The sequence below is a fragment of the Butyricicoccus sp. AM78-15b2TA genome (genome assembly GCF_027665985.1).
Classification (GTDB): domain Bacteria; phylum Bacillota; class Clostridia; order Oscillospirales; family Butyricicoccaceae; genus Agathobaculum; species Agathobaculum butyriciproducens.
The window spans coordinates 35567-62539 of the sequence record NZ_JAQEHY010000008.1 but is presented as its reverse complement, the minus strand read 5'-3'; the positions used below and the strand labels follow the sequence as shown (position 1 = coordinate 62539).

The following is a 26973-nucleotide window of genomic DNA, read 5'->3' as shown; positions in this document are numbered from 1 at the left end:
GAGGTCGTTTTTTAGGCGTTATTCGGTTTATTCTGCTCCGGTGCGAGCGGCAGGGTGAACTCAAACTCGGTTTCGCCGCCGCCCGAGCGGACGGAGATCTCGCCGCCGTGCAGGTTGATGATATTCTTCACAATATACAGGCCGAGACCTGCGCCGGTCTTATCCATCGAGCGCGAACGGTCGGTCTTGTAGAAGCGGTCGAACACATGCGGCAGATCCTCCGCCGAGATGCCGATACCGGTGTTGCTGATGGCGAACACGCACAGCTGTCCCTCCTGATGGACCTTCAGCCCCAGCGTACCGCCGTCCTCGATGAACTTTACCGCGTTATCGGTCAGGTTGTACACCGCGCGGTACAGGTGGTCGCGGTCGCCCATGACGGTCAGCCGTTCCTCGAGATCGCACTGCACATCCAGCTTCTTTTTCTCAATCTTCTGCTCGAACGAGAGCAGGATCTGCGCCGTCATTTCGGTAAAGTCGAACGGCGCCGGACTGAGGATCAGCTCGCCGGACTGAATTTTTGCGGCATCCAGCATGCGGTTTACCATGCGGGACAGGCGTTTGGTCTCCTCCGCGATGATCTTCAGATACTTGTCGCGCTGGTCGAGCGGAATCGTGCCGTCGATCATGCCGTCCACAAAGCCGCCGATGGTCGTCATCGGGGTCTTGAACTCGTGGCTGACGTTGGAAATGAAGCCGCGGGTCAGCTCCTCGAGCTGGTCAAGGTCGCGCGCCATGTTGTTGAACGAGACCGCCAGCTCGTCAATCTCATAGCAGCGGTTGTCCTCGGGCACGCGCACATCGAAGTTGCCGCCCGCAAATTCCTTAGCGGCGGCGGCAATCGTCTTGAGCGGACGCGTGACGTGCTGAGAGATTATGAACGAAATCACCAGCATGACCGCCAGTGTCACCAGCAGGATGAGCACGAGCGTCTGCGTCGAGTGACGCACCACGCCTGCCGAATTCGGGTCCTGCGTGGAGACGAAGATCATCAAATCCGCATCGCCGTTATCATCCTTGACGCAGGTGCCCACCGTGTAAAACGAGGACTCACTCAGCACACCGAGTGACCCGACAGACGCATAACTGCCGTTTTTGTGCATCTCCGCGACCACTTCGTTTGAGATATGATAGCCGGGCAGCGTGTAGGTCGTGCCGTCCGGCTTGGCGCCCATTTCAATGTTGCCGTCCGCGTCCGTGATGAGCACGGTCAGCTCATCCTCCTTGGCCACGCGCGCGATAGACAGCACATAAATCTGACGGATCACGTCAGAGTCCGTACCCTCGAGCAGCTTGCTCTGCTCGGCAAGGCTCTGCACGGTCGTGCGCAGCTCGGTCTGCTTGGCGTGCAGCGCGTAGCTGCTCATCTGGTAGCAGAACACCACGCCGGCCAGTGCAAACGCGCACACGATCAAAACCAGATGGGCCACATAGTCCTTGAAGAAAAAACTGCGTCTGCCCATGGCTTACTCCTTGGTCTCAAACTTGTAGCCGACACCCCATACGGTTTTCAGCTCCCACTTGTCCGAAACGCCCTCCAGCTTTTCGCGCAGACGCTTGACGTGTACGTCAACCGTTCTCGTATCACCGAAATAGTCAAAGCCCCAGACATCGTCGAGCAGCTGTGCGCGGGTGAACACGCGGTTCGGACTGGACGCGAGGAAGTACAGCAGCTCGATCTCCTTCGGCGGTGCGTCCACGCGCTTACCCTTGATGACCAGATCGTACGCCTGCTTGTCGATGACAAGATTGTCAAACGACAGCTTCTCGGGCGCATCATCCGGCGCCATGCGGCGGAACACCGCACGCACGCGCGCAATGACCTCCGGCATTTCGAGCGGCTTTACGATGTAGTCGTCCGCGCCCATCTCCAGACCGGAAACGCGGTCGGCGGTTTCGCCCTTGGCCGTCAGCATGATGATCGGCACATCGCTCTCCGCGCGGATCTCCCTGCAGACCGCCCAGCCGTCCATCACCGGCATCATCACGTCGAGCAGCAGCATGTCCGGCTTGTCCGACTTCCACTTTTTGATGCCCTCCACGCCGTTTTCCGCCTCGAGCACCGTGTAGCCTTCGCGCTCCAGATACAGGCGCAGCAGCTCACGGATGTTGGCCTCGTCCTCTACGATCAATATCTTCTTGGGCATAGTTCTCCCCTGCTTTCCCAGTTTAATCTAATTCTATTATAGCGCGTTTTTGAGGAAAAAGCATTAACAATCTGTAAAACACCGCTTTGCACCTGACAGTTCCTGTGCTATACTGAATATATCACCCAAAAGGAGAATTTTTATGTCACAGACGGTAGAAATGCATATTATTGCGCGGATACACAGCGATTTTCCCACCAAATTCGGCATTCCGCGGCAGAGCGGACTGGCGGACGTACCGGCGCGCATTGTATTCGAGCCGGAATACCGCAACGCGGATGCGCTGCGCGGCATAGAGGGTTTCTCGCACCTGTGGCTGATCTGGCAGTTTTCGGCAGCCGTGCGCGACGGCTGGTCGCCGACCGTGCGCCCGCCCAAGCTGGGCGGCAATAAGCGCATCGGCGTGTTTGCGACACGCTCGCCGTTCCGGCCGAACGAGATCGGGCTGTCCTCGGTGCGGCTTGACCGCGTGGAGCCCAACACGCCGGACGGTCCGGTGCTGCACATTTCGGGCGCGGATCTGATGGACGGCACGCCGATTTTCGACATCAAGCCGTATCTTGCGTACACGGACTCGCATCCGGAGGCGCTCGGCGGCTTTGCGCTCACGACCGATGCTGTGCGCGTGGAATGTCCGGCAAGCCTGCTCGAAAAGCTGCCGCAGGAACGCCGTCAAACCCTGCTGAACGTGCTCGCGCAGGACCCGAGACCGGGCTATCAGCACGAGGCAGGCCGCGTGTACGGGTTCCCGTTTGCGGGATTTGAGGTAAAATTCACCGTGGAAGGTGACTTGCTGACCGTTCTGCAAATCGAGAGTCGCTAACGCGGTTCATGTTCCCCGTCTATTCCGTGCCGAAAACAAAAAAATCACCGAAACGATTTGTTTCGGTGATTTTCTTTTACGTTTTATTAGAGGCCGGTCGGAGTGATCTTCTCGAAGTCCTCCAGCGTGCCGCCGTTCATGAAGCAGTCGATGATCTGCTTGCCGAGCGGCTCAAGCTCCGGCGTATCGAACTTCGCCAGTTCCTTGCGGAAGAAGTCGGTCAGGATCTTTGCGCCTGCGTCGTAGCCGTCGGTGCCTACGCGGTCCTGCGTATCAACGCGCAGGAACTTAGAGCGGATCTTCTGGCCGTCGATGGTCAGATCCTTCATCGCGTAGCCGAGCAGCGGGCAGCGTGCCGGCTCAAGGTGCTCGCGGCGGATCTTTGCGCCGCCGTGGCGTGCCAGATACTCACGGGAGATCCACTCAGCCGCAAAGCCGACCTTGTAAACGCCGATGTGCTGGTTCGGGATCAGGACGTAGCGGGTGTTCGGGCTGTCCACGATCTGGTGCAGCAGCAGGTTGGCCTGCTTTACGCGCTTGCCGGTTGCAAACGGCCAGTAGGAACCAACGCCCTCGCTCTTCAGCTCGTTGCCGGTTACGATAGACGGGTTATTGAAGCCGCGCGGTGCGATCAGGCGCCACAGCCAAGCCAGTGCCGGCGGAATGATATGCAGCATACCCATGATGCCGTAGTTCGGGTTATCGCGGGTGGAGGGGGGCATACGAACGCCGAAAGAGCGTACGTCTACTTCTACCGGTTCCTTGACGATGTTCGGAACATCCCAGCGCGGCACGATGGCACGCGGGTTGGAGCACGGCTTGCCGTTGGAATCCAGGGTGTGCTCCCAGATCAGCAGGGTTGCACCCGGATGGCCTTCCATGTTGAAGAAGCACAGCGGCTCCTTCGGCTCGGTGCAGATGCGCTCGTAAACCGGATCGCAGCCGTAGTGGGTTACGCCGTCCATACGGAGGAACCAGCCGTCCTCACCGTCAACGAGTACCAGCTTACCGGACTTGTTCTGCACGCCCGGATAGCAGGTAGCCATATCGTCGCACACCGGCTCGATCTTGCAGGTGGAGCTGATATGCAGGTAGGTCTTTTCGCCCGTTACCGTGTTGGTAGAGAGCAGCACCTCGCCGTCCGGCTCGCGGGCGATGTCCTGCAGCATCTCGCTCTTGCCGCCGCCGGAAGCGCCCTCGTGCATGATGACAAGCTCGTTCTCGTACGGGGTGATCAGACGGCCTGCGGAAGTATGGCAGGTGGTCCAGCCCTCCTGCTCGCCAATGTCGAGCAGTACGGAGTAAACACCCTTCTTGGCAGACGGGCCCGGATACAGGTTGTAGGAGAATACCTCGTGGCAGTCATCCAGACGGTTGTGAACAACGACCTGCTTGCCCTCAAAGTGGGTGTGACGGAACGGAGGTGCAACGTAGATGATCGCACGCGGCTTGTAGCCCTCGGTCTCCTCTGCGCTTACAAAGCCCTGCAGATGTGCCAGCGCAAATGCGAAGAACGCGCACTGCTTCGGGCATACGAGCATGGAGCCGTAGCCGTACTGGTTGCCGCCGGAATTAAACGGCATGAGGATCAGCTCCTGCGTCTTGAACCAGTCCATGGTCTCGCGGCGCAGCTTGTCAAACTTGTAGCCGTACACATCCGCAAAGCGCTTCTTATCGGTCGGCTTGTCGTCTGCGATGCGCATGCAGTCCGGCTCGCGGCGGCGCATGTAATCCTCTGCAAAGTTAACGGATGCGCCGTTCTTGCAGCGGACAACATCAGCTTCTTTTACCAGACCCTTGCCCGGTACATCGAACACAACGTCGTACACGTCGGCATGTTCCGGACCGAATACCATGTCGTACAGTTCCGCCTTGCTGGTGGGAACAAATACGCCCTTGCAGTTCTCGATGACATCGGTCAATTCATCGGTAAAGGTGAATTTGGTGAGCAATGAGTTCATCTGTATCATTTCCTCCTTAAGCACCGCGGAGTCCCTCGCCACGGCATGCTAACCGGGCCGGTTAAATTTCTTAACCTTTGCCCCATTGTCTTTCGATTATAGCATACCGCAAAACCCACCCTCTCGTCAACTGTGATTTTGCTTTTTTTGCAAGTTGAATTACAAGTTCTTGCAAAATGTACAAAACCTGAGGGATTTCTCACTGTTTTCCCGACACGGTCACTTGTCCGCCGATAGGACTTTTTTGCGAAAACGTTTCCGCATGGCAAAATCCGTTTCACAATGCGCAATCGTGTATCAAAAGTGCGATACTGTGCATCTGCGTACACTTTATCTCACATTCCAGCGCTCCCACACGCGGGTGACGGAATTGCATTTTCCGTTTCTTGTAATATCGAACAGCGCACCGGAAACTGCACAGTCGCCCTCAGCTGTCTTGAAATACTCGGTCAGGTCACCGCGAAACATGGCGATGGACTGCTCCACGCGCACGCCGAGCACGGACACGATCGGGCCGGTCATGCCGATATCCGTGATGTAGCCGGTGCCCTTGGGATTGACGCGCTCATCCGCGGTCTGCACATGCGTGTGCGTGCCCCAGACAGCCGCCGCGCGGCCATCGAGGTAATAGCCCATGGCCAGCTTTTCGCTCGTGGCGTTCGCGTGGATTTCGGCAAGCGCCACGTCGTACATGCCCTCGTTTTCCTTGAGGATGCGGTCTGCACACAGGAACGGATTATCCGGGCCGAATTTCATGTCGCAGCGGCCGATCAGGTTCATGACGAGCAGGCGCATGCCCTGCGGGCCGTCATAAATGCCCCAGCCCCGACCGGGGCTTTGCGGCGCAAGATTGGCCGGACGGAGAACATCCGAACGGCTGTCCAGATACGGCACGATCTGCTGCTTGCCGAACACATGGTTGCCGAGCGTGATCACGTCCGCGCCGGCGGCAAAAATGTCATCTGCCTGACGCGGGAGAACACCGTTTCCGGCTGCATTTTCGCCGTTTACGATGACGAAATCTGCGCCGGTGTCGCGCTTGATGCGGCGGAGCAGGCCGTGAAGCGCGTCGATACCCGCCTCACCGACCACATCGCCGATGACTAATAGTTTCATGAATTACCTCTTTCTATCATTGCTGCAAGCCGTTGATTGGTTCCGCTGAACCTCAGCGTGGGCACCGTACCCACGGTGAGGGGCAAGAGGGTAGACACCTACGGTTTCTACCCTCTTAACTCCCGTTTCCCTTTGTTTCCGAGTCTGGCGCAGATTGCCTACATGTGACCGCTGCGAAGCAGGGGGGAACGACAGTCGGGTTACCGTCGCGTGTCTTTCGTGAAATATTCGCAGTTCACAGATAGCGTACTGCTACACAGGTCGGAGGGTCTCCGCAGGCGCAACATAACAGTGTTGCGCAACTTGTTCGCACGTTATAATAGACAGGGCCTACGAAGATAAACTGTACCAAATACCTAAATCGTAGGTGCCTTCCGTAATCTCCAGACTAACGAGTTGCGCGACACGGGTATGTCGCGCCTGCGGAGATGAAACCACATGTGTAGCAGAATGGTATCTGACACTGCGAATATGTCTCGACATGGGAGCACACTGTGCTCCCCTACGGAAGAAAAAAACCTCTGCCGTTCCCTATTTCGCAGCGGTCACATGTCGGCAATCTGCGCCAGACTCTCCAAGGGAAAGGGGAGATTCACAAGAGGGTGGAAACCGCAGGTGTCTACCCTCTTGTGCGCCCGCCGGGTAGGCGCACCCCCGCTGAGGTTCAGCGAAAAACTCTCCGCCCGGATAGGGTGAACCGCCTGCGCGGTTCAAGTCCCCCGCTCAGCCGGTGCTGAAAAAGCTGCCGCCCTGTCAGGGGCGAACACGCCTGCGACAGTTCGTGTCCCCCAGCTGGTCGGTGCAGAAAATATATACAAAAAAGAGCCGCTGCACCCATGCAGCAGCTCTTTTCCATGCAAAAACTTAATCGAACAGAGTAGATACGGACGTCTCCTCGTAGATACGCGCGATCGCCTCGGTGAACACCGGTGCAACCGGCAGAACGTTGATCTTATCCAGCTTCTTGTCGTTGGTCAGCGGGATGGTATCGAGGATGGTCAGCTCCTTGATCGGGCTGTTCTGGATGCGCTCGATCGCCGGACCGGACAGTACACCGTGGCTTGCACAGGCGTAAACCTCGGTTGCGCCGCCGCGCTCTACCAGAGCGTCCGCTGCGTGCACGAGCGTGCCTGCGGTGTCGATCAGGTCGTCAACCAGAATGCACTTCTTGCCCTCTACGTTGCCGATGATGTTCATAACCTCGGATACGTTGGCCTTCGGACGGCGCTTGTCAATGATGGCAAGCGGCATATCCAGCTTCTGGGTGAACTTGCGGGCACGGGTAACCGAGCCCAAATCAGGAGAAACGATAACGGTATCATCGGTGCCGACGCCGAACTTGCCCGCAATGTACGGGATCAGAACGGAAGAACCGAGCATATTATCCACCGGAATGTCAAAGAAACCCTGGATCTGTGCAGCGTGCAGGTCCATAGTCAGCACGCGGTCAGCGCCTGCAGCGGTAATAAGGTTTGCGACCAGCTTTGCGGAGATCGGGTCACGTGCCTTGCTCTTGCGGTCCTGACGAGCGTAGCCGAAATACGGGATTACAGCCGTGATACGGCCTGCCGATGCACGCTTGCAGGAGTCGATCATGATGAGCAGCTCCATCAGGTTGTTGTTTACCGGACCGCAGGTGGACTGTACGAGGAACACGTCCGAGCCGCGAACGGATTCCGACATGGAAACCGAGATTTCGCCGTCAGCGAAGGTAGAGATGGCAGCCTTGCCGATCGGCAGTCCGAGCGCAGAAGCGATCTGCATCGCCAGTGCGGGATGGGAGTTGCCGGAGAAAATTTTGATGTTTTTTCCGTGAGAAATCATTGATTTGCCTCCGTCATATAAATATATTTTTTGTTCCGTGTGGATTTATATACGTTTTATAGATTTACTTCTTGTCCTTCTCGTGTGCGGCGCGGCGGCGGTCGTTCCAGCCCTCAAGATTGGTCTGGCGGGCGCGCGCAACGCTCAGCGCACCGGCAGGAACGTCCTTGGTGACAGTCGTACCGGCAGCCGTAAACGCACGGTCGCCCAGCTTGACAGGCGAAACGAGGTTGGTATTGCAGCCGATGAAGCAGTCGTCACCGATCTCGGTGCGGTACTTGTGATAGCCGTCGTAGTTGACAACGACCGTGCCGCAGCCGAAGTTGACGCGCTCACCAACGGTCGCGTCGCCGATATAGGTCAGGTGCGAAACCTTGGTGCCGTTGCCGATGGTGGACTTCTTCAGCTCTACAAAGTCGCCGATGCGGCAGCCGTCACCGACCACGCTCTGCGGGCGGATATAGGCAAACGGACCGACCGTGGTATTGCTGCCGACGGTGGATTCATAAACCTGCGAATTGTTTACCGTGGTGCCTGCGCCGATCTCGGCTTTTTCGAGGATGGTGTTCGGGCCGATGACCGCGCCCGCGCCGACTTTGCAGCCGGGACGGATGTGACAGCCGGGCAGAATGGTCGCGCCCGGTGCAATATCAGCGTCCGGCGCAATGTAGGTGCTGGTCAGATCGAAGATCTGCACACCCTTTTTAATCAGGCTATAGTTGACACGCTGCATCATCTCGACCTGCGCCATAAAGGCGGCAGTGCCGTCACAGATGACGTAAATCTTGTTGGTGATAGCAATGCCCTTCTGCGCACCGGCTGCAACAGCCGCAGCAACCAGGCCGTCGAGCGTATCAGCGCCGCTCGCAAGTGCCTTTTTCAGCATATCCCAAGTGAACATGGCGGCATAGCAGCGGCTGTCTCTCGGCAGCGGCTGACCTTCCGCGTCAAAGCCCTGCTGCTCGGCAGACAGTACGCTGACGCCGTAACCGGTGTTCAGGTGCGTCTCAGCCAGATGGAACAGCGCGTCCTCCTCTGCCAGTGCAAACGGAGCCGCCAGCACCAGAACGTGCTCGCTCTCCGGCAGCGCAGCCAGCGAGGCAAAACGATTTGCGGCATCAAGCGCGATGTCCTGTGCGCCGGCAACGGCAGGCTCTCTGTCGTCGTGCGCAAAGAAGCACGCCTCTACCGCATCAGGCAGCGCATCCCGCATTGCATCACCCGCAGTGCCGAACAGCACCGGACGCGCAAAGGCAGAAATGCCGCTTTCGTCAAACAGGCCGCCAACCATGACGGCATTTACTTTATTCATCGCAGAAATCCTTTCGTTTCTCAAGGGTCATACGACCAGATTTTCCGATATAGCTTTATTATACAACAGTATGCCGCAAATTGCATTATCATTTTTCGATAAATTTCTTCTCACCGCATAATATTTTTCGCCGTTTGCATACAAAGGCCGCAAAGCAAGCGTTTTGGTGGGAAATCAAGTAATGGAAAATTGAGATACCCACCGCCGCAGGCGGCTCTCAGCGAGTCGGAATGGAGGATGGCGAATTCGTGTGGGGAGTGAAGATCACGCCAACCGCGAACCACGTTCGCGGCATAAAATGAAGCGCGTGCGCAACGAAAATGGCAGGACATGCGCCTGCCATTTTTAAGGCAACACCGCACAATTAAGACTGCGGTGCTTTGCGGAAATTTTGTGTCCTGACTTTGTTGCAGTTTCACGGTAATACATCAAGTATTACCGCAAAACTGTGCCTCGTCAGTACGCAAAATTTACTCGCAAATCACTCTTGTTCAATTATGCGGTATTGCCTTAACAAACAGTAAAACACCCCGAAAACCGGAAAGTTTTCGGGGTGTTTTGCTGCAACAGGTGTTCCCGCCCTGTCCGTGAAACGGACACGCGCGGCGACACCGTCCCTCGATTCAAAGGACAAGTCCTTTGAATCGAAAAAGCCGCAGGCTTTTAGCCCTGTACAGCTACTACTTCTACCTCAACCTTAGCGCCGAGCGGCAGAGCAGCTACTTCAACACAGGAACGAGCCGGAGCGCCTTCCGGGAAGTACTTCGCGTACACGCCGTTGAATGCAGCAAAGTCGTTGATGTCGGACAGGAAGCAGGTGGTCTTGACAACACGGTCAAAGCCTACGCCGCCCTGTGCCAGAACGCACTGCAGGTTCTTCATAACCTGCTCGGTCTGCTCCTCGATGGTGGTTGCTACGATCTTGCCCTCCTTCGGGTCGATCGGAACCTGACCGGAGGTAAATACGAAACCGTTTGCAGCGATTGCCTGAGAGTACGGGCCTACGGCTGCCGGTGCGAGATCAGTGTGCAGAACTTCCTTGATAGCCATGGTGGGAATTCTCCTTTATATATCTTTATTTTTTGATAACAGGGTGAAATAAGTGCTTTTGTGCATAAAATCCGCACAGAAACGCAATTGTGGCGTAGCCAGTGGTAACGACGCACGGTTCATCGAGAGCGATTTACGAGCAAATTTTGCGTCTTGATTAGGCGCGGCTTTGCAGCAATACTTTGTGTATTGCAAAAAGCCGGAACAACATCAAGGCACAAAATTTCCGTAAAGCGCCGAAGATGCAACCGTGTGGCGTTGCCACAATTACTTCTTGCCGCCCTTGGTCTTTTTCAGACGCTCGGTGTTGGACAGAACGCGCTTGCGCATACGGATGCTCTCCGGGGTAATCTCGAGCAGCTCATCGTCGGAGATGAACTCGAGTGCCGCCTCGATGGACATCTGGCGCGGCGGAATCAGGCGCAGCGCATCATCCGAGCCGGATGCACGCATGTTGGTCAGCTGCTTCTTCTTGCAGACGTTTACAGCCATGTCCTCGCCGCGCGGGTTCTCGCCGACGATCATGCCTTCGTATACCATCGTGCCGGGGCCGATGAACAGCGGGCCGCGATCCTGTGCGTTGAACAGGCCGTAGCCGACAGCCTCGCCGGCCTCAAACGCGATCAGAGAACCGGTGGTGCGCTTCTGGATATCGCCCTTGTACGGCTGATAGCCGTTGAATACGGAGGACATAACGCCCTCGCCCTTGGTATCGGTCAGGAACTCGGTGCGGTAGCCGAACAGGCCGCGTGCCGGGATGATGAACTCGAGGCGCATACGGTCGGTGCCCTTCGGGTTCATGGAAACGAGCTCGCCCTTGCGGGAGCCCATCTTCTCCATGATCGCGCCGACAGCATCTGCCGGAACGTCTGCGATCATGCGCTCCATCGGCTCACAGGTCTTGCCGTCGATCTCCTTGAGCAGCGCCTTCGGTGCGCCAACCTGGAACTCGTAGCCCTCACGGCGCAGGTTCTCGATCAGGATGGACAGGTGCATCTCACCGCGGCCGCAAACGCGGAATGCGTCGGTGGTGTCGGTTTCGTTTACGCGCAGGGATACGTCCTTGAGCAGCTCACGGAACAGGCGCTCACGCAGGTGGCGGGAGGTGACAAACTTGCCTTCCTTGCCGGCGAACGGAGAGTCGTTGACCATAAAGGTCATCTCAACGGTCGGCTCGGAAATCTTAACGAACGGCAGAGCCTCAACGTGCTCGGGGTCGCACAGGGTCTCACCGATGGTAACGCCTTCGATGCCGGAGAAGCAAACGATCTCGCCTGCCTGTGCCTCCTCGATCGGCTGACGGCCCAGCTCCTCGATGGAGTACAGGGTAACCAGCTTTGCGTTGTACGGCTTGGTGTTGCCGTGGTAGTCGCAGACGGTAACCTGCTGACCTACCTTCATCGAGCCGCGCTCGATACGGCCGATGCCGATACGGCCAACGTACTCGTTGTAGTCAATAGAAGAAACGAGCATCTGGGTCGGGCCTTCGGTATCAACATGCGGCGCCGGAATGTGCTCGAGGATCTGCTCGAACAGCGGGGTCAGGTCCTTGCCCTCCACGTTCGGGGACATGGAAGCGGTGCCTGCACGGCCGGAGCAGTAAACGATCGGGCTGTCCAGCTGCTCGTCGGTCGCATCAAGGTTGAGCAGCAGCTCGAGAACCTCGTCGCCGATCTCGTTGAGACGAGCGTCCGGACGGTCGATCTTGTTGATTGCAATGATGATCTTGTGACCGAACTCCAGTGCCTTCTGCAGCACGAAGCGGGTCTGCGGCATCGGGCCTTCTGCTGCGTCAACCAGCAGAACAACGCCGTCTACCATCTTGAGGATACGCTCTACCTCGCCGGAGAAGTCGGCGTGGCCCGGGGTATCTACGATGTTGATCTTTACGCCCTTGTAATGTACAGAGGTGTTCTTTGCCAGAATGGTAATGCCGCGCTCACGCTCGATGTCGCCCGAGTCCATGACACGCTCCTCTACCACCTGATTTTCGCGGAAAGCGCCAGCCTGCTTGAGCATCTGATCGACCAGAGTAGTCTTGCCATGGTCAACGTGCGCAATGATGGCGATGTTGCGTAAATCGTTACGGATCATATATTCTATTCCTCCATCAGCGGGATTATTTTCGTACAGAATTTATTATACCCGTTTTTTCGTTCATTTTCCACCTATTTTATCGTCAAAATTACGGCGATATATCCGCTCTAAATTGTAAAATATTTTACCGGACTGAGAAATCCCCCCATGTTTTCCGGTTGACGCAGGCTTACTCCTGCCGTACAATAAAGAAAAGACGCAAGCGTCTGATAAAAGGAAGGAGAATCTCTATGAACAAAATCGGAAAGGCAATGCTCTGCACCGTACTGACCGGCGCGATGGCAGTCGGCGCCGCAGGCGCGGCTGACCTCGGCACGCTTTCGCCGCAGGGCGCAAAGGCGTATCTGAATCAGATCACCACCCTGCAGAACAAGTACGGCAAGGCCGCCGCACGCACGGATGACGGCTTTCAGGGACTGCTGACCGGCCTCTCAATGGCAAAGCTGGTGGATATGGACGGCGACGGCACGCCCGAGCTGTACTGCGGCGCAGGTCTGGACGGGCAGCATATGTATTCGTATGCGGATGGGAAAATCTACGCGCTGGATATTCCGGAGGGCGTGAGCAACTTCGGCACGGACGTTTCGCCGTGCGCGGATTTCTATGTTGGCGGCACGAAAGCCTATCTCGTGGACGGCCATGAGATAATGAACGGCTTCCCCGTCAAATACCTGACCAAGCAGGGCCGCAAGATCGTCACTGCGCTGACCTATACCGATGCCATCGACGACGATACTGGTAACCATATCTGTACGCTCAACGGCGAAAGCGTGACCTATCACGAGCTAAGTGCCGCACAGGTTGCCTTCACTAAGGGTATGACATGGGAGCACTACTCCTTCTGGGAAAGCCCATACAATGTGCCGGAGGTGCGCTCTGCCCGCGCATCGCTGACCGACACCATCACTTCCCTTCGCACGCTCACCAATCCGACTGCATATGTTTCCAAGCACAAGGTCGAGCTCAACGGTGCAAAGGCCAATCTTGCAGCCTATACCATCAACGGCAGCAACTATTTCAAGCTGCGCGACCTCGCCGCTGCCCTCAAGGGTCTGGACAGCGAGTTTGCGGTAACATGGAACGCCGCCCAGCAGCGCATCGACCTGACGAGCAAGACCGCATACACGCCGGTCGGCGGCGAACAGGCTGCCCTGCCCGCCGGCAATAAGGCCGCCTCGCTCACGAGCGCCGCTGTCTACCTCGACGGCAACCCGCTTTCCCTCACCGCCTACTCCATCGGCGGCAACAACTACTTCAAGCTGCGCGACCTCGTTTTCGCGCTCGGCTTTTCCGTGGATTGGAACGCGGACACCATGACCATGATCCTGACTGTGAAATAAAAAACACGCTGCACACAGCAAAAAGCCACCGTTTCAAAGAAACGGTGGCTTTTTCATGCTCAAAACGAAATCTTACTGGTTTGCTTCGATGTAGTTTACGATGTCACCGATGGTGCTCATCTTAGCAGCTTCCTCGTCGGAAATCGTTACGCCGAAGTTCTCCTCGAGGTCCATCATCAGCTCTACAACGTCCAGAGAATCTGCGTTCAGATCCTCCTTGACCTTGGTGTCCATGGTCATGGTGGAAGCGTCAGCGTCAAACTTGTCTGCCAGGATCTCACATACCTTTTCAAACATGGGATTTACACTCCTTCATTACTTTCTTGATTTATTGTTCTGAAAACTCCGACTCTGCGGAATTTTTCATACCGTTTCTGCAGCATCGTGTCGATGTCCGGCTCAGCATCCAGTTCGGCAAGCTGGTCGCGCAGCGTGCGCGCCACATTGCGGATAAGCTGTGCGGAGGATGTGCCCTCCTGAATGATGCCTTCGATCATACCGAAGCTGTACAGGTCCTGCGCGGTGATATGCAGCGTGTCCGCTGCCTCCGCTTCGCGCTTGGGGTCCTTCCAGAGAATGGACGCGCAGCCACGCGGCGAAATAACCGAATACAGGGCGTTCTCGAGCATGAGCACACGGTCCGCAACCGCCAGCGCCAGTGCGCCGCCGGAGCCGCCCTCACCCGTCACGATAGAGATAACAGGCGTTTTCAGCTCGATAAACTCATACAAACAGCGGGCAATGGCCTCGCCCTGACCGCGTTCCTCAGCGCCAACGCCGCAGAACGCGCCGCCGGTGTCAACAAAGTTGATGACCGGGCGGTGGAATTTCTCCGCCTGATGTGCGAGACGCAGGGCCTTTCGATAGCCCTCCGGGTGCGCCATGCCGAAGTTGGCGTCCATATTCTGCTCAATGGTGCGGCCCTTGCGGTGGCCGATTACCGTCACCGGTGTGCCGTTGAAGTAGCCAACGCCGCCGAGGATGGCATGGTCGTCCGAAAAATAGCGGTCGCCGTGCAGCTCGGTGAAGTCAGTGAACAGTTCATTGATATAGTCCGTGATCATCGGGCGCTTGGTATCGTGGATGATACGCATTTTTTCACTTGCGGGTTTGTTAATCACGACGCCACACCTGCCATTTCTTGGACTTGGAGCCGCAGTGCAGCTTCAAGAGTTTTTCCAGCGTTTCTCTGAGTTGATTACGCGGAACTATTTTATCACAGAAACCGTGCGATAGCAAGAACTCCGAAGACTGAAAATCGTCCGGGAGGGTCTGACCGATGGTTCCCTCGATAACACGGCGGCCGGCAAAGCCGATGGTCGTGCGCGGCTCCGCGAGGATAATATCGCCCAGCATGGCGAACGACGCGGTAACGCCGCCCGTAGTCGGGTCGGTCAGCACGGTGATATACAGCAGTCCGGCGTCCGAGTGACGGCGCGCCGCCGCGGACACCTTTGCCATCTGCAGGAGCGAAAACATGCCCTCCTGCATGCGCGCACCGCCGGAGCAGGTGAACAGCACGACAGGCAGACCCTTTTCGGTCGCGTACTCGAACAGGCGGGTCAGTTTTTCACCGACGACCGAACCCATAGACGCCATCATGAAATGGCTGTCCATGACGCCGATCGCGGTCTCCACGCCGCCGATCTTACACACGCCGGTCTTGACTGCGTCCGGCATGCCGACCTTTTCAGCCAGCACTGCCGTTTTCTCTGCGTATCCCGGGAAGTGGATCGGGTCCGCCGGTGCCAGATTGGCGTACAGCTCCTCAAAGCTGTCCTTATCCGCGATCTGACGGATGCGCGTGCGCGCGAGCAGTCGTCCGTAGCGTCCACAGTGCGGGCACACATACAGATTCTTGCCGTAGGCATACGCCTTCAGTTCTGCGCCGCAGCCCTTGCAGGTTACGACCTTGGCCGCTTCGTCCTCCTGCGGTTTCATTTCCATAGAGGTCTCGCGTGTTTTTTGAAACAGGTCGATCAGACCCATGCGTAACTCCCCTTTCTGGTGGAGGCAGTACCGCACGGTACCGCCTTTGAAATCCTCCGTAGTACAAAATCTTCGGATTCAATTATTCCTGTGCTAAACCTATTATACCATAATAAATGATTTAGTCAAAATCGCCGTTTGCGATGGAATTAACATTAAAGTTTGCTTCCACAAACGCCTTCGAGCACAGGATGTGCATCTGATAGTCGGTTGCGGTCACAACACCCTCAAACAGCATCTCCGCGAGGGCGCGGCGCATACGAACGATAGCCTGCTCACGGTCGGCGCCATAGACGATCAGCTTGCCGATCATGGAATCGTAAAACGGCGGAATCTTATATCCCTGATAAGCCGCGGAATCCACGCGCACGCCGGGACCGCCCGGCAGATGCAAGGACACCAGTGTGCCCGGACAGGGTGCAAAGTTTCTCGACGGGTCCTCCGCATTGATGCGGCACTCGATGGCGTGACCGCGGATGGTCAGATCCTCCTGCCGGAAGGACAGCGGCTCGCCTGCCGCCACGCGAAGCTGCTCGCAGACCAGATCTACGCCGGTGACCTCCTCGGTGACCGGGTGCTCGACCTGAATGCGGGTGTTCATCTCGCAGAAGTAGAAATTGCGGTCGTTATCGACCAGAAATTCGATCGTACCCGCGTTTCGGTAGCCGACGCGCTTTGCCAGCGCAACAGCCGCCGAGGTCATCTTCTCGCGCAGCTCGGGCGTGACGAAAGCCGACGGACTTTCCTCGATCAGCTTCTGGTGGCGGCGCTGCACCGAGCACTCACGCTCGAACAGGTGCACCACGTTACCGTAGTTATCGCCCAGAATCTGCACCTCGATATGGCGCGGATTGTGAATATATTTTTCCATGTACAGGCGGCCGTCACCGAAGTTGGCGATAGCCTCTGCAGCGGCGCTGTCGTACGCGTCCTTGAGGTCCTTGACGCTCTCGGCCACGCGTATGCCCTTGCCGCCGCCGCCGGATGCCGCCTTGAGCATGACCGGATAGCCGATGCGCTCGGCCTCGGAGATGGCTTCGTCAAAATCGCGCAGCGGGCCGTCCGTGCCGAGCGCGACCGGAACGCCTGCGGCGATCGCGTTGCGCTTTGCCTCGGATTTGTCGCCCATCAGGCGGATGGTTGCCGCAGTCGGGCCGATAAACGCCAGACCGGCCTGCGTGATGCGCTCGGCAAAATCCGGATTCTCGGACAGGAAGCCGAAGCCCGGATGAATGGCCTGACAGCCGGAAGCCAACGCCGCCGAAATGATATTATCCATATTCAGGTAGCTGTCCGCCGCACGGGCCGGACCGATGCAGACCGCTTCGTCCGCGATCTGCGCGTGCAGCGCTTCGCGGTCAGCCTCGGAGTAAACGGCCACCGAGATAATGCCTAAATCACGGCAGGCCTGAATAATGCGGACCGCAATCTCGCCGCGGTTCGCAATGAGTACCTTCTGAAACATTCGATTAGCTCTCTCCCGCCTCAGTCATTGATGACCATGCATTTGATCTCCGCTTCGGCGGCCTTCTCGTCACCGACCCAGGCAACGCCCTCGGCTACTGCCATCGGGCCGCGGCGCTTGGTGAAGGTAACTTCCAGACGAAGGGTATCGCCCGGCTTTGCCATTGCGCGGAATTTCGCCTTGTCAATGCCGGTGTAGACCGCAGTCTTGCCCTTGAATTCGGGCAGAGACAGCAGCGCTACGCCGCCTGCCTGCGCGAGCGCCTCCAGACGGAACACCGCGGGCATGATCGGGTTGCCCGGAAAGTGGCCCTGGAAGAAGAACTCGTCACCGGTCAGGTGCAGCGCACCGACTACATGGTTCTCGTCCATTTCGAGAATCTCGTCCACCAGAAGCATCGGCGGACGGTGCGGAAGGATCTCCATGATCTGTTCTTTGTTCAGCATATTATAATCCCTCTCCTTACAAAATGCAAGTAAAACACGCAATACAGCACTAATTATGCGGTAAAACCGCAATGCTTTGCATTGCGCATGAAATAGAAGCGCCTTGCGCTTCGTAAAAACCCGCGACATGTGCGGCGCAGCGCGAACGGCGTCGCGCAAGGTTAGCGCTGGGTTTTTACACCCCGACTCAGCCGTCTTGGGCGCTATCCTTGTGCGACTTCTTGGTCGCACTGCGCGCGGCGACATTCGGGTATCGAAAACTGGTTTCCACGGAACCTGTTTTCGTATATAGGGGGCTTGTGAAGCCCCCTATAAGCGTCATTCGATTACGCAGAGCACCTGGTTGTATTCAACCATATCGCCCGGCTGTGCCATAATGCGGATGATCTTGCCGTCGCACGGTGCCTTGATCTCGTTCATGATCTTCATCGCCTCGATGATGCAGAGGGTATCGCCCTCCTTCACCTGCTGACCGACCAGCACGAACGGCGGTTCGTCCGGCGAGGGAGAAGAGTAGAACGTGCCGACCAGCGGGCTCTTCACCTGCGTGCCGGCCGGGAGCTGCTCCTCTGCCGCCGGTGCCGCGTCTGCGCTCTCCGCTGCGGGTGCTGCCGCCGGCGCCGCTGCCGGTGCCGCCGCTGCTACCGATGCTGCAGCGATCACGGGAGCCGGTTCAGCTGCCTTGATCTTGATTTTTACGTCATCCAGTTCGAGCTCGACCTCGCCCAGCTTTTTTGCAGCCAGCGCGTCCATCAGCTCAAGCGCGATGTCTTTCAATTCTTTGATGTCCATTTTTATACCTTCTTGATCAGGATGCAGGCGTTGTGGCCGCCAAAGCCGAGCGAGTTGGAGATGGCAACATTGATCGGCATCTCAACCGCCTTGTTCGGAGTGATATCCAGATCGCACTCCGGATCCGGCTCCTTGTAGCCGATAGTCGGCGGTACAATGCCCTCGCGGATTGCCATAACGCAGGCAATGGCCTCAACCGCAGCCGCGCCGCCCAGCAGATGGCCGGTCATGGACTTGGTGGAGGATACCTTCACGTTGTAAGCCTCGTCGCCGAACGCCTTTTTGATGGCGATGGTTTCGTACTTCTCGTTGAGCGGGGTCGAGGTGCCGTGCGCGTTGATATAGTCAACGTCAGCCGGGGTCAGACCGGCATCCTCAATGGCACCGCGGATAGCGTGTGCAGCCGCATCGCCGTCCGGAGACGGGCTGGTGATGTGGTAAGCGTCGCCGGAAGCACCGTAGCCTGCCACCTCTGCCAGAATGGTCGCGCCGCGCTGCTGTGCGTGCGTCAGGCTCTCGAGTACGAGACAGCCTGCGCCTTCGCCCATGACAAAGCCGGAACGGCGTGCATCAAACGGGATGGAAGCCGCCGTCGGGTCCTCGCCCATGTGAACCGCCTTCATGTTCTGGAAGCCTGCCATCGAGATCGGGATAATGCCGTTCTCCGTGCCGCCGCAGACAACAACGTCCTGATAGCCGTGGCGGATGGCGCGCATTGCCTCACCGATCGAGTGGTTGCCGGTCGCGCACGCGGAAACCGGGCAGAAATTCTCACCCTTGAAGCCGAAGTGCATGGAGATATAAGCCGCCGCGATGTTGGCGATCATCTCCGGGATAGCGAACGGCGAAACGCGGCCGGGACCCTTTTCGAGCAGCTTCGGGACCTCCTGCTCGGCAACGTGCAGACCGCCTACGCCCGAGCCGAAGATAACGCCCGTGCGATAGGGATTGAAATTGCCTTCCTTGAGGCCTGCCTGCTCGACAGCCTGAATCGCTGCCGCCATTGCGTAATGCACATTTGCGTCTGCACGGCGCGCCTCACGCTTCTCCATATACTGGGTCGGGTCGAAGTCCTTGACCTCTGCACCCAGCTTTACCTTAAAATCGGATACATCAAACTTGGTGATGGGACCGATGCCGCACTTGCCGGTCTTGAGCGACTCCCAAAACGACGGCACATCGTTGCCGACCGGAGTGATAGCACCCATGCCGGTGATTACTACACGTTCCATATATTTGCTCCTTCATTCCAATATCACGCATTTATCTAATCGCAATTTTTATTCCACGCAGCAAAAAGGTATCACCGGATAATTCGGCAAGAGCAATTTGCGCAGGAATTTTGCGTTCTGATTAGGCGCGGGTTTGCAGCAATACTTTGTGTATTGCAAAAATCCGGAACGACATCAGAGCGGAAAATTACCGCAAAGTGCCGCAGGCGAATTGTCCGGTGATGCCTTAATAAAGTCCGCCGTCAGCGATGATCGTCTGGCCGGAAATATAGCTTGCAGCGTCGGAGGCCAGAAAGGCAACCACGCCTGCAATTTCCTCCGGCTTGCCGAAACGGCCGAGCGCGATCTGCTTCTTGGCGTTCTCGCGGATATCCTCGGGCACCTTGTCGCTCATCTCGGTGGCGATCCAGCCCGGAGCGACCGCGTTTACCGTAATGCCGCGCGCACCCAGCTCCTTGGCGGCGGTCTTGGTCATGCCGACCATACCCGCCTTGGCAGCGGTGTAGTTGATCTGGCCGTAGTTTCCGGTGAACGCCGAAACCGAGGTGATGTTGATAATGCGGCCCTGCTTTGCACGCATCATCATCGCACCGCACAGGCTGAGCATGTTGAAGGCACCCTTGAGGTTGGTGCGGATAACGGCATCGAACTGGTCCTCCTTCATGCGAACCATCAGACCGTCGCGGGTGATGCCCGCATTGTTGACGAGAACGAACGGTACGCCGATCTCTTCCTTAATTTCCTTGAGCGCGGTGCTGCAGGCGTCATAGTCCGCAACATCCCACTTCTTCACATAAGCGTTGACGCCGTGCGCGCGGCACTTCTCCGCCACAGCCTCAGCCTTTTCGACCGAGGACGCACAGTTGATGAGGACGTCGAAGCCGTCCTGCGCCAGCTTTTCCGCGATTGCCGCGCCAATGCCGCGGGAACCGCCGGTTACGATTGCTAAACTCATTGTTTACTCCATTCTATAGACAGGCAGGAGTGAGGAGTTTTCGTATCTCTTCACTCTCCGCTCTTATTCAAATCTCTTGTAAGCGTTCTTCAGAAGGTCCTCTGCCTGCGCGGTCATGCCCTTGAGGATCTCCTCGCACGGATGCAGCTCCTTGAGCATACCCGCAATCTGACCGGACATAAAGGTGCCCTCCTCATAGTTGCCGTCCTGCACGGCCTTGCGCAGCGAACCGGCGGTTGCCTTCTCAAGCTCCTCAAGAGAGGCATCGGTGTTCTGCTTCTCGAGCTCGAGGCACTTGCGCGCCATCGGGGTCTTGAGCGAACGCACCGGATGACCGGACGGACGACCGGTAACAACGGTCGAAATGTCGGTAGCCTTGAGGACGAGCTCCTTGTACTTATCCGAGATATAACATTCGTTGGAGGTGAGGAACACGGTGCCGCACTGTACACCTTCGGCGCCGAGCATCATAGCAGCTGCCATGCCGCGGCCGTCCGCAATGCCGCCTGCGGCGATGACCGGAATGCTCAGTGCGTCTACGACCTGCGGAACGAGCGGCATGGTGGTCAGCTCACCGATGTGGCCGCCGCCTTCCATACCCTCTGCGATAACCGCATCTGCACCTGCGCGCTCCATGCGCTTTGCCAGTGCAACCGAAGCAACGACCGGCATAACCTTAATGCCTGCGTTCTTCCAGTCCGCAATATACTTGCCCGGATTACCTGCGCCGGTGGTCAGCACTTCGATCTTCTCGTCGATGGCCAGCTGTGCCAGATCGTCCGCATTCGGGGAGAGCAGCATGATGTTCATACCGAGCGGCTTGTCCGTGATGGCACGCGCCTTATGGATCTCCTCACGGATGTAATCGACCGGAGCCGCGCCGCCCGCGATAATGCCCAGACCGCCTGCCTTGGAAACCGCAGCAGCCAGATGGTGCTCCGCGATCCACGCCATAGCGCCCTGCACGATCGGATATTCGATACCGAGAAGTTCTGTGATCTTGGTTTTCATAGGTTTGTTCTCCCCTTTTTAATAGGTAGTAAATTATTATAACATATTTTAACGCAAATAATAGACAGCGTGCATATTTTAGACAATTTACCTTAAATTTGTCTAACAGATAATGCCGGACGGCTGCAAGAACCGTCCGGATTTATCCAATATTATAGTTTAATCACAAATGCGCCATAAGTCAAGCCTCCGCCGAAACCGGTGCAGACAATGGTCTGTCCCTCGTGCAGCAGGCCGTTCTTACGCATTTCGTTCAGGCAGATCGGCACGCTTGCCGACGAGGTATTGCCGAAACGGTCCATATTGACGTAGATCTTCTCCTTCGGCAGATGATATCTGCGTGCAATAACATCCAGAATACGCAGATTCGCCTGATGCGGCACCACCCAGTCGATTTCCTCTGCGGTGACGCCTGCCCGCTTGAGCGCGGTGTCGATCGCAAGCGGTACGGCTCTTGCGGTGAAGCGCACGACCGGTGCACCCTGCATTTTCAGGAAACGCGCCTTCGGGTCCACCGTGCGGTCGCCGGAAAGCGGATCCTCGACCGGCAGGGCTTCCATGTGCAGGTACTCTGCACCCGAGCCGTCTGCCGCGGTGAAGGTGGACAGAATGCCGACCGATTCGTCCTCGGTCGCCTGATAAACGGCCGCAGCGGCACCGTCGCCGAACAGAATGCAGGTCGAGCGGTCGGTGTAATCCACGATGCGCGAAAGCGTTTCCGCCGATACAACCAACACGGTCTTTGCCTTGCCGGATTTAATGTAGCTGTCCGCAATGTCGGTCGCGGAGACAAAGCCGGTGCAGGCGTTGTTGATGTCGAACGCGCCGACCTGACGCGCCCCCAGCTTGTCCTGCAGGATAGACGCCGTATTCGGCGTGTTGGTATCCGGCGAGCAGGTACTGACAAGAATGAGGTCAAGCTCCTCTGCGGTGATGCCTGCATCCGCGAGTGCGTCCTGTGCGGCACCGAGCGCCAGCTCCCATGTATGTGTATTCTTTGCGATGCGGCGTTCGCGCACACCGGTGCGCTGCACGATCCACTCATCGCTGGTATCTACCATTTTTTCCAGCATGGCGTTGGTCAGGACAAAATCCGGAATGCAGGCGCCCGTGCCGATCAGTTTACTGTTGATGATTTCCACGCTCCTAAAAAGTCCAAATCGCTCTCCCAAAAAGCGTGGAAAAGCGACAATAGTTAGATTGACAAAGTATTCTCCGACTATTATAATAAAAGCACAGTAGATTGTCAAGACAGACCGTTATTATTTAGCAACACTTTGTGCGAAAATATCTATTAAAATACGGTGCTGTCAGCGTTTGATTATTATTTTGGAGGAACGAAACGTGAACTACGGTTTTGCATTTTTCCCGGGTCAGGGCGCACAGGCCCCCGGCATGGGCAAGGATCTTTATGAGAACTCGCAGGCTGCCAAGCTGGTTTTTGAGGAAGCAAGCGAAGGCGCCGGTCTGGATGTAGCCAAGCTGTGCTTTGAGAGCGACAAGGCAACGCTCTCCCGCACGGAGAACAGCCAGATTGCAATTTTCACCCATTCCATGGCAGCCTGGGCTGCACTGAAGGAAGCAGGCGTGGAATTCAAGGCAGCGGCAGGCTTCTCGCTCGGTGAATACACCGCACTGGCGGCTGCAGGCGTTGTTTCCCTCGCAGACGGCGTGAAGATCGTTTCCATGCGCGGCAAGCTGATGCAGCAGGCAGCAGACTCGATCGACGGCGGCATGGCGGCTATCCTCGGTCTGGAGGACAGCGTAATTGAACAAGCCTGCGCGAAGGTGACCTCCGGCGTGGTTCGTCCGGTAAACTACAACTGCCCGGGTCAGCTCGTTATCGCAGGTGAAAAGGCGGCTCTCGCAGAGGCGATCGAAAACTGCAAGGCTGCCGGCGCACGCCGTGCGCTCCCGCTTGCGGTATCCGGTGCATTCCACACCCCGCTGATGGCAAAGGCTGCCGCGGAGCTGCGCGCTTACGTTGCGGACTTTACCTTCTCCGCACCGAAGATGGATATTTACTCCAACCTCGACGGCAAGGTTTACGACTGCTCCAACCTGCCGGCACACCTCGAGCAGCACATGATCTCTCCGGTTCGCTGGACGCAGCTGGTGAAGAACGGCATGGCTGCCGGTCTGACCTCGGCGTGCGAGATCGGTCCGGGCAAGACGCTGACCGGCTTTGCGGGCAAGATCAGCAAGGAGCTGACCTGCAAGACCGTGCAGGATATGGCGGGCGTACAGGCTGCAGCCGAATGATTTTCGACTGAAAACGCATAGAGACAGTAAAAAGGCACCTCATTGAGGTGCCTTTTGTTATCCCAGAAAACCCAAATGCTCCAGCAGGATTTTGAGACCCATCAAAATCAGCACGATACCGCCGAACAGCTCTGCGCGGGACTTGTACTTTGTGCCGAACACATGGCCGATCTTCACGCCGATGCACGACAGCACAAACGTGGTTGCACCGATGAACGACACCGCCGGAACGATATCGACCTGCAGGAACGCAAACGTCACGCCGACCGCAAGCGCGTCAATGCTCGTGGCAACCGCAAGCGGCAGCATGGTCATAAAGCGGAACGAATCGCTGACGCTTTCGTCATCGTGCTCGCGCGACTCGCGCACCATGTTTGCGCCGATAAGCCCCAGCAGCACGAAGGCGATCCAGTGATCAATGCTTGTGATGAGCGACTGAAAACGCACGCCGAGTGCATAGCCGATGAGCGGCATTAAAAGCTGAAAACCGCCGAAATACAGTCCGCAGATGACCGCGTGCTTAGCCTTGAGCGTGCGCACGCTCAGTCCCTTGCAGACAGACACCGCGAACGCGTCCATCGACAGACCGACTGCGATCAAAAACAACTCCAGCAAACCCATTTTCTTGTCCTCCTCAGTCGTTTATCCGGCGGAAAACAGGCACAAAAAAAGACCCATCTGCCGCGTAGAACAGATAAGTCTCGTCATTTCATGCAAAACCAGAGGAGCGTCCTCCCCAGTATGTTGGCTCTGCCGCGCGGCGGAACAACCGCGCCGACTACTCCCTTATTGCGCTTTATGATAGCATATGCGCAGCCGAAAGTCAATATGCGGGCAAAATTGTTGCCTTATGCAAACCGAAAAGCCGATACGGAAACGGCGGCACAGGCTGTCCGGTGTGCCCGAACCGCGCAGGCGGTTCGCCCTGTCCGGGCGGGGAGCTTTGCCGTGAACCACAGCGGGGAATTGCCGCTACGCGCGGCAGGCGCACAAGAGGGTAGACAACCTGCGGTTTTCCACCCTCTTGTGAATCTCCCCTTTTCCCTACTACCTTGGGTGCAGACGGTAGACTGCGTAAGCAGGAAAAGGACGCGGCAGTCGGGTTACCTCAGCGTGTCTTGCTCCGCCTTTTCGCAGTTCACAGACAGATTACTGCTACACATACCGGCTACTTTCCGCAGGCGCGGCATACCCGTGCCGCGCAACTCGTAAGTCTGGAGTTTGCGGACAGCACCTACGGATTAGGCGTTCGGTGCAATTTATCCTCGCAGGCCCTGTCCATCATAACGCGCTAACGAATTGCGCGGCACGGATATGCCGCGCCTGCGTGGAGTAAACCGCCTGTGTAGCAGTAACATAGCCGAAATGCGAATATGCGGATACCGCGCGGAAGAAAAAATCCTCTGCCGTTCCCCTTTTTTCGCAGCGGTCACATGTCGGCAATCTGCGCCAGACCCTCCAAGGGAAAGGGGTGATTCATAAGAGGGTGGAAACCGCAGGTGTCTACCCTCTTATGCTCCCGCGGCGAGTGCCGCAATTTCCCGCGGCGAGTGCCGCAATTTCCCGCGGCGAGTGCCGCAGTCCCCCGCTGTGCCACAGCGCACTCTTCGCCCAGAAACGGCGAACCGTTCACACGGTTCGGGCACACCGGAAAGTCTGTGCCGAGAAATCTTCGCTCGAAAAGTGCACGCCGATCAGCTCTCCTGACGTTTTCCCTTGTGCAATGCCGCAAAATGCGCTATACTTATTTTATATGACTTGAAAAAAGAGGTTACAACAATGAAACTCCAAACCAGACTGGCGGTGCTGGTGTGCAAGGCATCGGGCGCTGTTCTGCGCAAGCTGGGACGCGGCGGCACCAACCTGCCGGGCAAGCTGGCACTGAAAATTGATAAAAATATTCTGGGTGAGCTGTCGCGCGGCGTAAAGGTCACGGTCGTGACCGGCACGAACGGCAAGACCACCACCTCCCGCATGATCGAGCAGGCGTTTGCCGATGCGGGACTCAAATATTTCTCCAACAAGTCGGGCGCGAACCTGCTGACCGGCATCATCGCGGTATTCGCGCAGCACGCCACCCTGTCCGGCAAATGCCCGTACACGCACGCGCTCATCGAATGTGACGAGGCGGCCTTCCGCAAAACGAGTGAATACCTGCCGGTCGAATGTCTGGTCGTCAACAACATTTTCCGCGACCAGCTTGACCGCTACGGCGAAATTACGCACACGCTCAACGCCATCCGCGAGGGTATCACGCATGTGCCGAATGCAACGCTCTGCCTGAACGCGGACTGCTCGCTCACCGCTTCCCTTGCGGACAGCGTGCCGAACAAGATCGTCTGGTTCGGCGTGAATGTCCCGATTTACAAGGAGACCGCTCACGAGCTGTCCGACGCACCGTACTGCATCCACTGCAAGACCGAATATGAGTACGACTACATCACCTACGGCCATCTCGGCGGCTTCCGCTGCCCGAAGTGCGGCTACCACCGCCAGACGCCGCAGGTCGCTGTTACCAAGGTGCTCGCCACCGGTGCGGACTCGTCCGACATCATACTGGACATCTTCGGTCACGAGCACGAGGTACACGTCAACCTGCCGGGCGGCTACAACATCTACAACGCCGCCGCAGAAGCCGCTGTCGCGCATGTTGTCGGCATCGACGAGCAGACCGCCGTCAGCGCACTTTCGCAGTTTGAGTGCGGCTTCGGCCGTGCCGAGCAGTTCAAGCTCGGTCAGGCACAGGCGCGCATGATGCTGGTCAAGAATCCTGCCGGCTTCAATCAGGTCATCAACCTAATCGCGCACGACGAGGGCAATTACAAGCTGGCGTTCCTGCTCAACGACCGCTTCGCGGACGGCACGGACATCAGCTGGATCTGGGACGTGGATTTTGAGGCACTCGCTGACCAGCAGGTGCGCTTTACACGCGTACTGGTTTCCGGCGTGCGTGCGGATGATATGGCGCTGCGTCTCAAGTACGCAGGCTTTGCCCCCGAGCGTATCGAGGTTATCCGCGAGTACGACAAGCTGCTGACCGAGATCGGCTCGGATGAGACACCGGCGTTCCTTATGCCGACGTACACCGCCATGTTCGACCTGCGCGGTGAGATCAGCAAACACACAGACGTCAAGGCGTTCTACGAATAAG

The 26973-nt window shown here is 57.3% G+C and carries 23 protein-coding genes; 4 read left to right on the top strand and 19 right to left on the bottom strand.

Annotated elements, in window-relative coordinates:
- Positions 1-11: 11 nt before the first annotated feature.
- Positions 12-1463 carry a sensor histidine kinase gene (locus PGS25_RS09155; RefSeq protein ID WP_270418372.1) on the bottom strand — a complete coding sequence of 484 codons (1452 nt, stop codon included), beginning with the start codon at positions 1461-1463 and terminating at the stop codon, positions 12-14.
- A gap of 3 nt (positions 1464-1466) precedes the next feature.
- A complete protein-coding gene (locus tag PGS25_RS09150; protein ID WP_110435133.1) occupies positions 1467-2147 on the bottom strand; it encodes a response regulator transcription factor in 681 nt (226 codons plus the stop codon).
- A gap of 142 nt (positions 2148-2289) precedes the next feature.
- Here PGS25_RS09150 and tsaA point away from each other — a divergent pair, with 142 nt between their 5' ends.
- Positions 2290-2970, top strand: a complete 681-nt coding sequence (gene tsaA, locus PGS25_RS09145) for a tRNA (N6-threonylcarbamoyladenosine(37)-N6)-methyltransferase TrmO (RefSeq protein ID WP_118360841.1) — start codon at positions 2290-2292, stop codon at positions 2968-2970.
- Between the two features lie 86 nt (positions 2971-3056).
- Here the strand turns inward: tsaA and PGS25_RS09140 are convergent, their stop codons facing one another.
- The 6 genes from PGS25_RS09140 to typA form a co-directional block, all read right to left on the bottom strand.
- Positions 3057-4931, bottom strand: a complete 1875-nt coding sequence (locus tag PGS25_RS09140) for a DUF4914 family protein (protein WP_270418371.1) — start codon at positions 4929-4931, stop codon at positions 3057-3059.
- Between the two features lie 330 nt (positions 4932-5261).
- Positions 5262-6047 (bottom strand): TIGR00282 family metallophosphoesterase, encoded by a 786-nt coding sequence (locus PGS25_RS09135; protein ID WP_118285707.1) that lies wholly within the window; start codon positions 6045-6047, stop codon positions 5262-5264.
- 864 nt (positions 6048-6911) lie between these two features.
- Complete coding sequence (locus tag PGS25_RS09130; RefSeq protein ID WP_117488850.1) at positions 6912-7871, bottom strand: ribose-phosphate pyrophosphokinase; 960 nt, start codon at positions 7869-7871, stop codon at positions 6912-6914.
- A gap of 64 nt (positions 7872-7935) precedes the next feature.
- The gene (locus tag PGS25_RS09125; protein WP_270418370.1) at positions 7936-9183 is read right to left on the bottom strand and encodes a DapH/DapD/GlmU-related protein; all 1248 of its coding nucleotides are present in this window, start codon (positions 9181-9183) and stop codon (positions 7936-7938) included.
- Positions 9184-9846: 663 nt separating this feature from the next.
- Positions 9847-10233 carry a RidA family protein gene (locus tag PGS25_RS09120; RefSeq protein ID WP_118478380.1) on the bottom strand — a complete coding sequence of 129 codons (387 nt, stop codon included), beginning with the start codon at positions 10231-10233 and terminating at the stop codon, positions 9847-9849.
- Between the two features lie 267 nt (positions 10234-10500).
- Positions 10501-12327, bottom strand: a complete 1827-nt coding sequence (gene typA, locus PGS25_RS09115; protein WP_118285709.1) for a translational GTPase TypA — start codon at positions 12325-12327, stop codon at positions 10501-10503.
- Between the two features lie 233 nt (positions 12328-12560).
- On the opposite strand from typA, the gene PGS25_RS09110 reads away from it, so the two are divergent.
- Complete coding sequence (locus tag PGS25_RS09110; RefSeq protein ID WP_270418369.1) at positions 12561-13670, top strand: stalk domain-containing protein; 1110 nt, start codon at positions 12561-12563, stop codon at positions 13668-13670.
- A 72-nt stretch (positions 13671-13742) separates the two neighbouring features.
- Here PGS25_RS09110 and acpP read toward each other — a convergent pair whose 3' ends face one another.
- The 10 genes from acpP to PGS25_RS09060 form a co-directional block, all read right to left on the bottom strand.
- Positions 13743-13967 carry an acyl carrier protein gene (gene acpP / locus PGS25_RS09105; protein ID WP_110435152.1) on the bottom strand — a complete coding sequence of 75 codons (225 nt, stop codon included), beginning with the start codon at positions 13965-13967 and terminating at the stop codon, positions 13743-13745.
- 5 nt (positions 13968-13972) lie between these two features.
- Positions 13973-14764, bottom strand: coding sequence for an acetyl-CoA carboxylase carboxyltransferase subunit alpha (locus PGS25_RS09100; protein WP_117751498.1), 792 nt, complete (start codon positions 14762-14764; stop codon positions 13973-13975).
- Between the two features lie 19 nt (positions 14765-14783).
- On the bottom strand, positions 14784-15659 hold the full coding sequence (accD, locus tag PGS25_RS09095) for an acetyl-CoA carboxylase, carboxyltransferase subunit beta (RefSeq protein WP_117488860.1): 876 nt from the start codon (positions 15657-15659) through the stop codon (positions 14784-14786).
- A gap of 121 nt (positions 15660-15780) precedes the next feature.
- Positions 15781-17124: an acetyl-CoA carboxylase biotin carboxylase subunit gene (gene accC, locus PGS25_RS09090; protein WP_270418368.1), complete on the bottom strand. Its 1344-nt coding sequence runs from the start codon at positions 17122-17124 to the stop codon at positions 15781-15783.
- 20 nt (positions 17125-17144) lie between these two features.
- The gene (fabZ, locus tag PGS25_RS09085) at positions 17145-17570 is read right to left on the bottom strand and encodes a 3-hydroxyacyl-ACP dehydratase FabZ (protein WP_199667351.1); all 426 of its coding nucleotides are present in this window, start codon (positions 17568-17570) and stop codon (positions 17145-17147) included.
- A gap of 318 nt (positions 17571-17888) precedes the next feature.
- Positions 17889-18362, bottom strand: coding sequence for an acetyl-CoA carboxylase biotin carboxyl carrier protein (accB, locus tag PGS25_RS09080; RefSeq protein WP_118728946.1), 474 nt, complete (start codon positions 18360-18362; stop codon positions 17889-17891).
- A gap of 2 nt (positions 18363-18364) precedes the next feature.
- Entirely contained in the window at positions 18365-19594 is a 1230-nt protein-coding gene (gene fabF, locus PGS25_RS09075; protein WP_270418367.1) for a beta-ketoacyl-ACP synthase II, read from the bottom strand.
- Between the two features lie 226 nt (positions 19595-19820).
- Entirely contained in the window at positions 19821-20549 is a 729-nt protein-coding gene (gene fabG, locus PGS25_RS09070; RefSeq protein ID WP_195386230.1) for a 3-oxoacyl-[acyl-carrier-protein] reductase, read from the bottom strand.
- Between the two features lie 63 nt (positions 20550-20612).
- Positions 20613-21560 (bottom strand): enoyl-[acyl-carrier-protein] reductase FabK, encoded by a 948-nt coding sequence (gene fabK / locus PGS25_RS09065; RefSeq protein ID WP_270418365.1) that lies wholly within the window; start codon positions 21558-21560, stop codon positions 20613-20615.
- Positions 21561-21712: 152 nt separating this feature from the next.
- Complete coding sequence (locus tag PGS25_RS09060; protein WP_270418364.1) at positions 21713-22702, bottom strand: beta-ketoacyl-ACP synthase III; 990 nt, start codon at positions 22700-22702, stop codon at positions 21713-21715.
- 202 nt (positions 22703-22904) lie between these two features.
- Here PGS25_RS09060 and fabD point away from each other — a divergent pair, with 202 nt between their 5' ends.
- Positions 22905-23822, top strand: a complete 918-nt coding sequence (fabD, locus tag PGS25_RS09055; protein WP_270383583.1) for an ACP S-malonyltransferase — start codon at positions 22905-22907, stop codon at positions 23820-23822.
- A 57-nt stretch (positions 23823-23879) separates the two neighbouring features.
- Here the strand turns inward: fabD and PGS25_RS09050 are convergent, their stop codons facing one another.
- Positions 23880-24443, bottom strand: a complete 564-nt coding sequence (locus PGS25_RS09050; protein WP_118360852.1) for a manganese efflux pump MntP — start codon at positions 24441-24443, stop codon at positions 23880-23882.
- Between the two features lie 1158 nt (positions 24444-25601).
- Between PGS25_RS09050 and PGS25_RS09045 the strand changes: the two genes are divergently transcribed.
- Positions 25602-26972 (top strand): Mur ligase family protein, encoded by a 1371-nt coding sequence (locus PGS25_RS09045; protein WP_270383585.1) that lies wholly within the window; start codon positions 25602-25604, stop codon positions 26970-26972.
- The last annotated feature ends 1 nt before the right edge of the window (position 26973 follow it).

Coding starts and splice junctions, on each gene's coding strand:
- fabK (WP_270418365.1), bottom strand. CDS start 21,560: ATGAAAACCAAGATCACAGAACTTCTCGGTATCGAATATCCGATCGTG.
- PGS25_RS09045 (WP_270383585.1), top strand. CDS start 25,602: ATGAAACTCCAAACCAGACTGGCGGTGCTGGTGTGCAAGGCATCGGGC.
- fabZ (WP_199667351.1), bottom strand. CDS start 17,570: ATGCTGAACAAAGAACAGATCATGGAGATCCTTCCGCACCGTCCGCCG.
- PGS25_RS09100 (WP_117751498.1), bottom strand. CDS start 14,764: ATGCGTATCATCCACGATACCAAGCGCCCGATGATCACGGACTATATC.
- PGS25_RS09150 (WP_110435133.1), bottom strand. CDS start 2,147: ATGCCCAAGAAGATATTGATCGTAGAGGACGAGGCCAACATCCGTGAG.
- PGS25_RS09155 (WP_270418372.1), bottom strand. CDS start 1,463: ATGGGCAGACGCAGTTTTTTCTTCAAGGACTATGTGGCCCATCTGGTT.
- PGS25_RS09135 (WP_118285707.1), bottom strand. CDS start 6,047: ATGAAACTATTAGTCATCGGCGATGTGGTCGGTGAGGCGGGTATCGAC.
- fabF (WP_270418367.1), bottom strand. CDS start 19,594: ATGGAACGTGTAGTAATCACCGGCATGGGTGCTATCACTCCGGTCGGC.
- PGS25_RS09050 (WP_118360852.1), bottom strand. CDS start 24,443: ATGGGTTTGCTGGAGTTGTTTTTGATCGCAGTCGGTCTGTCGATGGAC.
- typA (WP_118285709.1), bottom strand. CDS start 12,327: ATGATCCGTAACGATTTACGCAACATCGCCATCATTGCGCACGTTGAC.
- accB (WP_118728946.1), bottom strand. CDS start 18,362: ATGGACATCAAAGAATTGAAAGACATCGCGCTTGAGCTGATGGACGCG.
- PGS25_RS09110 (WP_270418369.1), top strand. CDS start 12,561: ATGAACAAAATCGGAAAGGCAATGCTCTGCACCGTACTGACCGGCGCG.
- tsaA (WP_118360841.1), top strand. CDS start 2,290: ATGTCACAGACGGTAGAAATGCATATTATTGCGCGGATACACAGCGAT.
- PGS25_RS09140 (WP_270418371.1), bottom strand. CDS start 4,931: ATGAACTCATTGCTCACCAAATTCACCTTTACCGATGAATTGACCGAT.
- fabG (WP_195386230.1), bottom strand. CDS start 20,549: ATGAGTTTAGCAATCGTAACCGGCGGTTCCCGCGGCATTGGCGCGGCA.
- PGS25_RS09130 (WP_117488850.1), bottom strand. CDS start 7,871: ATGATTTCTCACGGAAAAAACATCAAAATTTTCTCCGGCAACTCCCAT.
- accC (WP_270418368.1), bottom strand. CDS start 17,124: ATGTTTCAGAAGGTACTCATTGCGAACCGCGGCGAGATTGCGGTCCGC.
- PGS25_RS09120 (WP_118478380.1), bottom strand. CDS start 10,233: ATGGCTATCAAGGAAGTTCTGCACACTGATCTCGCACCGGCAGCCGTA.
- PGS25_RS09125 (WP_270418370.1), bottom strand. CDS start 9,183: ATGAATAAAGTAAATGCCGTCATGGTTGGCGGCCTGTTTGACGAAAGC.
- accD (WP_117488860.1), bottom strand. CDS start 15,659: ATGGGTCTGATCGACCTGTTTCAAAAAACACGCGAGACCTCTATGGAA.
- acpP (WP_110435152.1), bottom strand. CDS start 13,967: ATGTTTGAAAAGGTATGTGAGATCCTGGCAGACAAGTTTGACGCTGAC.